Here is an 8,753-nt window from a genome sequence, read left to right on the forward strand (position 1 = left end):
ACCTCCTAGCTTTTTAACTTCATAATACCCCACCTCCCTAAATCCAACAACCGCCGCTCTTCATTGGATGAAAAACGGCGGAAGTGGAAAATATAGAAAAAAATATTAGGAGAAATTATTTTACTGGAACTTCAGTGTCATTCCGAGCATAAAATTGGTGCCCGCCTGTGGATAGACCATTGCTCCATCATAAACATAGCCATTATTAGCATATTTTCGATTAAGAAGATTATTAACCATTAGATTCAGCCCTAAATCGTAGCGGGAAATTTTCAGTTGGTAATTGGCTAAAACATCTAATACATTGTATCCTGGGAGTTTTAGCTGAGCATCTTCTGTATTGTCCAGATACTGTTTTCCTACATACTGATTGCTTAGGGTAACGCTAAAATGAGGTACAGGACTGTATGTAGCAGAGAGGTTTCCGATAAAGCTAGGCGAGAAAGAAATGGTGGTATTGCCCAGATTGTTGTAAACCGTAGCTCCATTGGCATCCGTGCTTTCTACAATATGGTTGAGGTTTTTATTTTGGCTGAGGGTAGCATTCCCAGCAAGGGTAAACTGGGAGCTGAGTTTTGCAGCGACGCCTGTTTCTAGCCCAAGGCGATAAGATTCGCCAGAGTTTTCGCGTACCATTCCTCCCACATCATTGATTTTTCCGCTAAGTACCAATTGGTCTTTGTAGTACATTAGATAAGCATTGGAGCTGAAAGATAGCCAATTGCCAAGTTGTTTTTCTATCCCGAGTTCTATGTTGTGAAGTTTCTCTGGGCGAATTTCTGCGTTGTCCAGCAAGTCTCTTCTATTGGGTTCTCTATGAGCGTGAGCATAGGATAGATAGATTTTTCCCTTTGAGATGGCAACATTCATTCCTGCTTTTGGGTTGAAGAATAGCCAGTTGGTTTTCACTTCGCCACCTTCGGCAGGGTTGAGGAGTACCTCCGCCTTATAATCGATAGAACGGAGCTGAAGGTCTGCAAAGAAATCAAACTTTCCTAATTTATAGAGGGCTTTGGCGTAGCCTGATACTTCGTTTTTGTATCCCATATTACGGTAATATTCGTGATGATTTGGGATGTTGTTGCCATAATCTTTTACAGAGGAAATATTGCCAAAGTGAGCTCCTTTGTATCGGTTGGCGATGAGTCCAAAGTTGAGGTCAAGGGTGTTGAGTTTTCCATAAAGGTTTGAAATAACACCGTAGAAATCATTGTCTAGCCACTTGTACCGAATTAAATCTGTACGAGAGATGGTACTGCCGTTCCATACAAAAGGTTGTATGAGGTAGCGGTTCAGCCTATCGTTTTGGCGGTAATTTTCATAGTAGCCTTTGCCTTTGGTGTAGTGCAGGGTGGTTTCTAAATTCCATATTGTGCTGAGCTTCTGTTCCCAAAGCAAATGATAATGATTTTGGCGGTAGTTATCGGTTTCGTTATCGTAGTATCCTGCAATGCTGCCATCGCTATTGTAGAGAACGCCAGAGGTGTTTTTTCTGGGGTTTTTCTCAAACTCTTCCACCGAGATGCCGTTCCACGCTTGATAGGTTTTTTCCTTTCCACCGAAGGTCATTAGTCTTAGTTTGGTATTACCATCTTCAAACAAAGCGGTGAAGTTGTAGGAATTGAGGTCGGAAAACGCTCTATCAATATAGCCGTCAGATTTGGTGATAGAGTAACGCCCCATCACAGAGAGTTTATTGTTCCAAAATTTGCCAGAACCCACTTCAAAGGCGTGTCTTCGGGTGTTGAAAGAACCGTAAGATTGGTTGGTGAGGGCGTAGGCTTTGTCGTCAGGATTTTTGGTATTGATGTTTACGCTAGCACCGAAGGATGCCACGCCATTGGTAGAGGTTCCCACGCCTCTTTGTATTAAAATATTAGATGAAGAGGAGGCGAGGTCTGAGACATTCACGAAGAAAGTGCCTTGGGATTCGGAGTCGTTGTACGGTACGCCATTCAGCATTACATTGATGCGTGAGCCATCTAAGCCACGGATACGCCATCCTGTGTAGCCCACGCCGTTTCCTGCATCCGAAGTGGAAACCACAGACATTTGGTTTTTGAGCAAGATGGGGAGGTCTTGGGCTAAGTTTTTAGACTTTAAGTCTTTTTCTACATTGATGATTTCCTTGGAAACGGGCAACCGTTTGGTGAAATTAACGGTCTCAATGTCTTTCGTTTTGATGGAGTCTTGCACCTTTTGTGCATTCACGAAGTAAAAGGAACTTACGGAAAGTCCTAAAATAAAAATACCTTTCATTCTTTTAATGGTTTTAAGATTAATTGAATAAAAGGGGTGATTATGAATTATTCAATGTTTAAGTTTTTTTTATTCAATGTTTTTAATCTTGAATTTTTAACTTCAAACCTTGAATTTTTATGTTTCCCTAAACAGCATTACCTGTTCTAGGTTCATTGGGTATAATCTCAGCCACGCGTGCGTAGCACCCCTTTTTTATCGGGGGCAAAGATAATGTTTTTGTGAAAATATGACAATAGGAGAGCAGGGATTTAATAACTTCTATTTTTTGAATCTACATAAAAATAGTTCTTTCCATCTGTGGTAACCTCAAAAAGGCGGGCGAGTTTCCAGCTGAAATTTCGCTTGATATCAGCATAGATGAAAGGGATAATCACCCGATTGTGAATATCAATGACCCCGAATTTGTCATTTATCGCTGCGATAATCATAGGATTATGAACATCATCGCCTTCCATTATATGAAGATATTGATACTGTGGATAGATGATGTATTGCCTGTAATCGGCTTCATCGTGGAATTTTTCTTTCTCTACAATTCCAAAAAAACCTTGCCTAACGAAAGAATAATATTTTTGCTGCTTGAATTCGAATGGGCATTGGGCTAAATCGGTATCTTGATACTGATAAGCGAGCTTTCCACTGGTTGTGATGCGGTAGTTTTTACCATCTTTTCTCACTGAAGCGTAATCATTAGTGCCAAATTTTCTTACTTTTTCATTTTTAGAATTAAGAAGATTGCAATCTTCCGTAAAGAAACCTACATTGCTATATAGATGAGGGATAGCAACTTTGCCTCGCTGGGTGATGAAGCCGAATTTGCCGTCTTTCTTCTGTGGGATAAGGGCAGGAATGGAATCATTGATTTTGGATAAATCAATAGGCTTTATTGAGGTTTTTTTATTTTTACTCTGTGCGTTGTAGAGCGTAGTGAAAAGGATAAGAAAAAGAAAAAATCTTCTCATAGGATATTTTTAATGGCTTTTGGGTATCAAAAATTGTGCTAATATTTCTCATTGAATAAAATTGATGTTTTGCAGAAAGGTACTTGTTGTGTGTGTTTTATATATATATATATATATTACTCTATATTTTTAAGGGGGTGTTTTAGTTTCATTTGTGTTAAAATAAAATTCGACCCCTTATTTTTTAATGGTGAAATGTTTTTGTATTGAAAAAATATATAACTTTGCATCAATTAAAATCACATTAAGATGTCCACATTAAGATTTAAAGCATTATCTGAGTTGCCTTTTAGAAATTATAGAAAAGACAACGCCATAGAAGTTCCTAAAAAATTATCTGAACTCTTCTGCGAAAATGTTTTCTCCGAAGAGACTATGAGAGCTTACCTTACCAAAGAAGCATTTACTTCTATTCAAGATGCCATTAAAAAAGGTACTAAAACACCTAGACATATTGCCGACCAAATTGCCGTAGCGATGAAAGACTGGGCACTATCCAAAGGTGTTACGCACTACACCCACTGGTTTCAGCCACTTACGGGTTCTACAGCAGAAAAACACGATTCTTTCTTTACGCCATTTGAAAGCGATAGAGCCATAGAAAGATTCAACGGAAGTATGCTTATCCAGCAAGAGCCAGATGCGTCATCTTTCCCTAATGGTGGTATCAGAAACACCTTTGAAGCAAGAGGATATACCGCTTGGGACCCTACCTCCCCAGCATTTATCATCGGAACTACGCTTTGTATTCCTTCCATTTTTATCTCTTATACGGGGGAAACTTTGGACTATAAGACACCATTGCTAAGAGCTTTAAGTGCAATAGATGAAGCAGCAACAGAAGTTTGCAAATCTTATTTTGATAAAAATGTAACAAAAGTAACGGCTACTTTGGGCTGGGAGCAGGAATATTTTTTGGTAGATACCGCTCTTTACCAATCTAGGCTAGACCTTATCTTCACAGGAAGAACCCTTTTAGGACATTCGCCTGCAAAAGGACAGCAGCTAGACGACCACTATTTCGGCTCTATTCCTACGAGGGTGATGAACTTTATGAAAGAGCTGGAAATTGAATGTATGAAATTGGGAATCCCTGTAACAACAAGGCATAATGAAGTGGCTCCTAACCAATTTGAATTGGCTCCGATGTTTGAGGAAACCAATGTAGCGGTAGATCACAACTCTCTACTGATGGATATTATGGCAAGAGTGGCTCACAAGCATCATTTCCATATCCTATTCCACGAAAAGCCTTTCAAGGGCGTGAATGGTAGTGGAAAGCATAATAACTGGTCTTTGGCAACAGACACAGGGGAAAACCTTTTGAGCCCTGGTAAAAACCCAAAGAAAAACCTTCAATTTTTGACCTTCTTTGTGAATGCTTTGAAAGCAGTTTCCGAATATGGCGATTTATTGCGTGCCAGCATCGCATCAGCAAGTAACGACCATCGTCTAGGTGCCAATGAAGCTCCTCCTGCTATTGTTTCGGCATTTATTGGAAGTCAGCTATACAGCGTTTTGGAAGAGCTTGAAAAAGTTACCGATGGCAAACTTTCACCAGAGGAAAAAACAGAGTTGAAACTCAATGTAGTAGGGAAAATTCCAGAAATCCTTTTGGATAATACCGATAGAAACAGAACTTCTCCTTTTGCCTTTACGGGGAACAAGTTTGAGTTCCGTGCCGTAGGTTCTTCTGCCAACTGTGCGGAGCCAATGACGGTGCTTAATGCCATCGTTGCAAAACAATTGAGAGTATTCAAAAATGAGGTAGATGCTTTGATAGATGGTAAAAACCTCAAGAAAGACGAAGCAATTTTCAATGTACTAAGGGAATACATCAAAGAGAGTAAAAAAATAATGTTTGAAGGCGATGGCTACTCTGAAGATTGGGCAAAAGAAGCTGAAAAAAGAGGACTGAACAACCTTAAAACTACTCCAGAAGCCTTGAAATATGAATTGAACCAAAAATTCATCGCTTTGTATGAAGAATTAGGCATCTACAATCATAGAGAATTTGAAGCAAGAAACGAGATTAAGCTGGAGAAATACTCTACCAACATTGATATTGAAGCAAAAGTGCTGTCCGACATTGCGAGAAACCACATCATTCCTGCAGCTCTTAATTATCAAAATCGTTTGATAGACAATGTAAAGGGCTTAAAGGAAATCTTCGGTGAGCAAGAATTCAAATCTTTAGCCAAAGAGCAAATGGATTTAATACGAGGCATTTCTGAAAATGTTTCTCAAATCAAAATTGGAGTGGATGAGCTTCTGGAAGCGAAAGCGAAAGCGTCTCAATTGCACGGACAAGAGCAAGCGGAAGCATATTGCAATAATGTGAAACCGAGATTTGATAAAATTCGCGAAGCGTCTGATGCTCTAGAAATGATGGTAGATGATGAGCTTTGGCCAATGACCAAATACAGAGAATTACTTTTTACAAAATAATTTCCCTGAATGATAAAACACCCCGACCGAAAAACTTCGGTCGGGGTGTTTTGTTTGAAATAACAAGCTATCTATTTACATTGTAAAAATATCATTGGTATGAACGGTTAAATCAGGGAAGATATAGGAGACCGCTACATCATCTACCACGGGCTTTAGCCCGATATACTCTCCGTTTTTTAGGATGTAAATCAGTACACTCTCCTGATTAGGATCTACAATCCAATACTCTCTAACGCCCGATTCCTGATAAAGTTCAAACTTGTCTTTCATTTCCCTCTTAGAGTTGCCTGGAGAAAGAATTTCCACTATCAAATCTGGAGCCCCAATACAGCCTTTATCATCTAGTTTGGATTCATCGCATACCACACATAAATCTGGCTGAACCACGGTGAAGACTTCCTTGTCATCGCTGCTTTGCCTTGGAATTCTTACATCAAAAGGAGCGTAATACAATTTGCATTTTTGCCCATAAAAATATTGGTCCAAAACCCTATTGATATTTCTCGAAATTTCCTGATGCTTTCTACTGGGTGCAGGAGACATTTTCAGGATTTTCCCTTTAATAAGCTCCACCCGCTCCTTGAATCGCCATAGGAGATAATCGGCATAGGAATAGGTTTTGTTTAAATCCAATTGATTAATGTTTGTAATGGTTTCCATATTCAATATTTTTCACAAAGTTAATTATTTTTCCTAATGTACTTCCTTTGGAAATCAGATTGAACCGTGATTATCCCACTACTTTAATGCCTTTTGCCATTACACGAAATTCTTCCTTCGGTTCGGTAATCGCTTCAATTTCTTCTTTTGATTTTTTAGCATCTTCTGCATAATGACGCAATTCCTTCACTGAAATTACTCTTTTAGCAACATCGGCGTGGAGCAACACTTTTTTACCTACAATGTTTTGAGGTAAGAAAAACGCATAATCCTTCATCTTTACAAAAAATCTTTTGTTTTCAGGGTTTTGCAAGGTGAGCCAACAGCCTTTTTTCTCACAAACCGCTGTTACCGTTGCCGAAATCACAATGTCTTTCAGTTGCTGGTCTTGGGTCTGTTCTATTTCCTTCATTATTTTCTCTGTATCATACACATTAAAAGTGATGGCTTCTGGAACTCCCGCTCCATATTCTACGCCTGGTTTTGCTTCTTCTATGGTGAGATTCACTTTTTGCTGTGCTTGTGCTATTGTGGTAATCCCCACTAATAAAGCACTCCATAATATTTTTTTCATTTTTAAAAGGTTTTTAAATGGTTTATTGAGGCAACTCTGGTGGTCGCATTTTGTATTTATAACTATGCAAAGTTCTTAAAAAAGCGGCAATATCTTGCACTTCCTCATCAGATAAGTTGAGTTTTTGTATCATTTCTGATTTTTTCGGAAACTTAGGGTCGTTCATCTGCTCCCCTTTGGGTTTTTCCACGCCCATACCCTCGTTGTACATCATCACCACATTTTCCAACTGAGGAAACAATCCATTGTGCATATAAGGTTTGGTTTCGGAGACTTCCCTCAAAGTAGGTGTTTTGAATTTTCCTACATCTTCATTCTTTTTAGTAGTGAGATAAAGTCCTAAATCTTCGTATTTTCTACCATAGTAGGTGAGTCCTAAATTATGAAATTTATTATCCGAAAAATAGGGCGTATTGTGACAGTTGATACAATTGGCTTTGGTTCGGAATAAGTGTAGCCCTCTTACCTCGCTATCCGAAAGGACTTTTTTATTTTTGCCCAACACATCTCGTACCTGAAGAAAAGCTAAAAGAATTGCGTAGATGTCCACCATAGCTGCCTTCATATTGTGGCATATAAGATTGCTGTGCTTATCAATAGTGCAGAAACTGTAAAAACTACCTTCATTCGCCTGATATTTTTCTTTTCTGAAAAACGCAGCAAATGTAAATATTATTTTTAAATATTCTAAATAAAATTAAAATAAGCCGCATAACATCGATGTATGTAACTGTACATCAATACATAAAAGTGTAATGATATATATCATTCAACAAAAAAAATCCCGACTTACCAAAGTAAATCGGGATTAAGATTTTTATAAAGTCTAATTATGCATTAGGCTCTACAGATACAAAAGATCTGTTATTAGCTTTCTTTCTGAAAACAACCTTTCCATCTACCAATGCGAATAATGTGTGGTCTTTACCCATACCTACATTTTCACCTGGGTGGTGCTGCGTACCTCTTTGTCTTACAATGATGTTACCAGCGATTGCTTCTTGTCCTCCGAAAATCTTCACGCCTAATCTTTTAGAGTGAGATTCTCTACCGTTTTTGGAACTACCAACTCCTTTCTTGTGTGCCATCTTATTTTAGATTTTTTAAAGGGTTCTTATTTTTTCAATTCTTTGAAATCTGCGATATTGTTTTCAATAAGCGCATCTACTTCAGCGTGAGGCAATTCATTTTTACCTTCTGCCAATTTCACTAAAAGCTCACGGTTTTCCTTAGATTGAGACAATCCGTGTTTTTTTAGTTTGTAATTCAACTCGTGGTCTTCAGAGAAGTTTACAGTATCTCTGTCAGACGCTTCAGCAGATTCTGCTTTAGGAGCTTCTTTTTTAGCAGACTTTTTTGCTCCACCTTCAAAACCAGTAATGCCAGTAATCAAGATTTGAGTCAATTGATGTCTGTGTCCGTTCTTTTTAGCGTATCCTTTTCTTCTTTTCTTTTTGAAAACGATTACTTTATCCGCTTGAACGTGGTCTAAAATTTCAGCATCTACTGTGATACCGCTTACAGCCGGGGCGCCAACTGTTGTTGCTCCGTTTACAGTAAGAAGAACTTTGTCGAAAGATACTTTCGCACCTTTATCTCCTTTCAAACGGTTTACAAACAACTTCTGATCTTGCTCAACTTTGTATTGAAGCCCTGCTATCTCTACAATTGCAAACATTGTTTAAATATTTTTTAGGTTAATGATTTAATTCAGTCCGCAAAAGTAAGCATTTTTTTTGAAATACAAAGACTTGAAGCGAAATATTTTTACTTACCTAAGTTCAAGTATCTAATGCGAAAAGAAAAAAGAGAAAAAAAATACGCATTAGAAGATGAAAAATGGT

8 protein-coding genes are annotated in these 8,753 nt (G+C 38.3%); 1 reads left to right on the forward strand and 7 read right to left on the reverse strand.

Annotation, left to right across the window (positions count from 1 at the left end; all coding sequences use genetic code 11):
* Positions 1 to 120 precede the first annotated feature (120 nt).
* Both ACFFUE_RS10065 and ACFFUE_RS10070 read right to left on the reverse strand, forming a co-directional pair.
* A complete protein-coding gene (locus ACFFUE_RS10065) occupies positions 121 to 2,259 on the reverse strand; it encodes a TonB-dependent receptor (RefSeq protein ID WP_376834996.1) in 2,139 nt (712 codons plus the stop codon).
* Positions 2,260 to 2,510: 251 nt separating this feature from the next.
* Entirely contained in the window at positions 2,511 to 3,224 is a 714-nt protein-coding gene (locus ACFFUE_RS10070) for a WG repeat-containing protein (protein WP_376834998.1), read from the reverse strand.
* Between the two features lie 249 nt (positions 3,225 to 3,473).
* On the opposite strand from ACFFUE_RS10070, the gene ACFFUE_RS10075 reads away from it, so the two are divergent.
* Complete coding sequence (locus ACFFUE_RS10075; protein ID WP_376835000.1) at positions 3,474 to 5,672, forward strand: glutamine synthetase III family protein; 2,199 nt, start codon at positions 3,474 to 3,476, stop codon at positions 5,670 to 5,672.
* A 75-nt stretch (positions 5,673 to 5,747) separates the two neighbouring features.
* On the opposite strand, the gene ACFFUE_RS10080 is transcribed toward ACFFUE_RS10075, so the two are convergent.
* From ACFFUE_RS10080 to rplU, 5 genes are all read right to left on the reverse strand, one after another.
* The gene (locus ACFFUE_RS10080; RefSeq protein WP_376835002.1) at positions 5,748 to 6,335 is read right to left on the reverse strand and encodes a Uma2 family endonuclease; all 588 of its coding nucleotides are present in this window, start codon (positions 6,333 to 6,335) and stop codon (positions 5,748 to 5,750) included.
* Between the two features lie 70 nt (positions 6,336 to 6,405).
* The gene (locus tag ACFFUE_RS10085; RefSeq protein ID WP_376835004.1) at positions 6,406 to 6,909 is read right to left on the reverse strand and encodes a DUF4920 domain-containing protein; all 504 of its coding nucleotides are present in this window, start codon (positions 6,907 to 6,909) and stop codon (positions 6,406 to 6,408) included.
* 22 nt (positions 6,910 to 6,931) lie between these two features.
* Complete coding sequence (locus ACFFUE_RS10090) at positions 6,932 to 7,474, reverse strand: cytochrome-c peroxidase (protein ID WP_376835006.1); 543 nt, start codon at positions 7,472 to 7,474, stop codon at positions 6,932 to 6,934.
* 265 nt (positions 7,475 to 7,739) lie between these two features.
* Positions 7,740 to 7,997, reverse strand: a complete 258-nt coding sequence (gene rpmA, locus ACFFUE_RS10095) for a 50S ribosomal protein L27 (RefSeq protein WP_327983793.1) — start codon at positions 7,995 to 7,997, stop codon at positions 7,740 to 7,742.
* Positions 7,998 to 8,023: 26 nt separating this feature from the next.
* Positions 8,024 to 8,587 (reverse strand): 50S ribosomal protein L21, encoded by a 564-nt coding sequence (gene rplU / locus ACFFUE_RS10100; RefSeq protein WP_376835008.1) that lies wholly within the window; start codon positions 8,585 to 8,587, stop codon positions 8,024 to 8,026.
* Positions 8,588 to 8,753 lie beyond the last annotated feature (166 nt).

Source organism: Bergeyella porcorum, from assembly GCF_042427575.1.
GTDB lineage: Bacteria > Bacteroidota > Bacteroidia > Flavobacteriales > Weeksellaceae > Bergeyella > Bergeyella porcorum.

Excerpts from the sequence above, each read along its gene's own strand:
- ACFFUE_RS10065 (WP_376834996.1), bottom strand. The coding sequence starts at position 2,259 with ATGAAAGGTATTTTTATTTTAGGACTTTCCGTAAGTTCCTTTTACTTC.
- ACFFUE_RS10070 (WP_376834998.1), bottom strand. The coding sequence starts at position 3,224 with ATGAGAAGATTTTTTCTTTTTCTTATCCTTTTCACTACGCTCTACAAC.
- ACFFUE_RS10075 (WP_376835000.1), top strand. The coding sequence starts at position 3,474 with ATGTCCACATTAAGATTTAAAGCATTATCTGAGTTGCCTTTTAGAAAT.
- ACFFUE_RS10080 (WP_376835002.1), bottom strand. The coding sequence starts at position 6,335 with ATGGAAACCATTACAAACATTAATCAATTGGATTTAAACAAAACCTAT.
- ACFFUE_RS10085 (WP_376835004.1), bottom strand. The coding sequence starts at position 6,909 with ATGAAAAAAATATTATGGAGTGCTTTATTAGTGGGGATTACCACAATA.
- ACFFUE_RS10090 (WP_376835006.1), bottom strand. The coding sequence starts at position 7,474 with ATGAAGGCAGCTATGGTGGACATCTACGCAATTCTTTTAGCTTTTCTT.
- rpmA (WP_327983793.1), bottom strand. The coding sequence starts at position 7,997 with ATGGCACACAAGAAAGGAGTTGGTAGTTCCAAAAACGGTAGAGAATCT.
- rplU (WP_376835008.1), bottom strand. The coding sequence starts at position 8,587 with ATGTTTGCAATTGTAGAGATAGCAGGGCTTCAATACAAAGTTGAGCAA.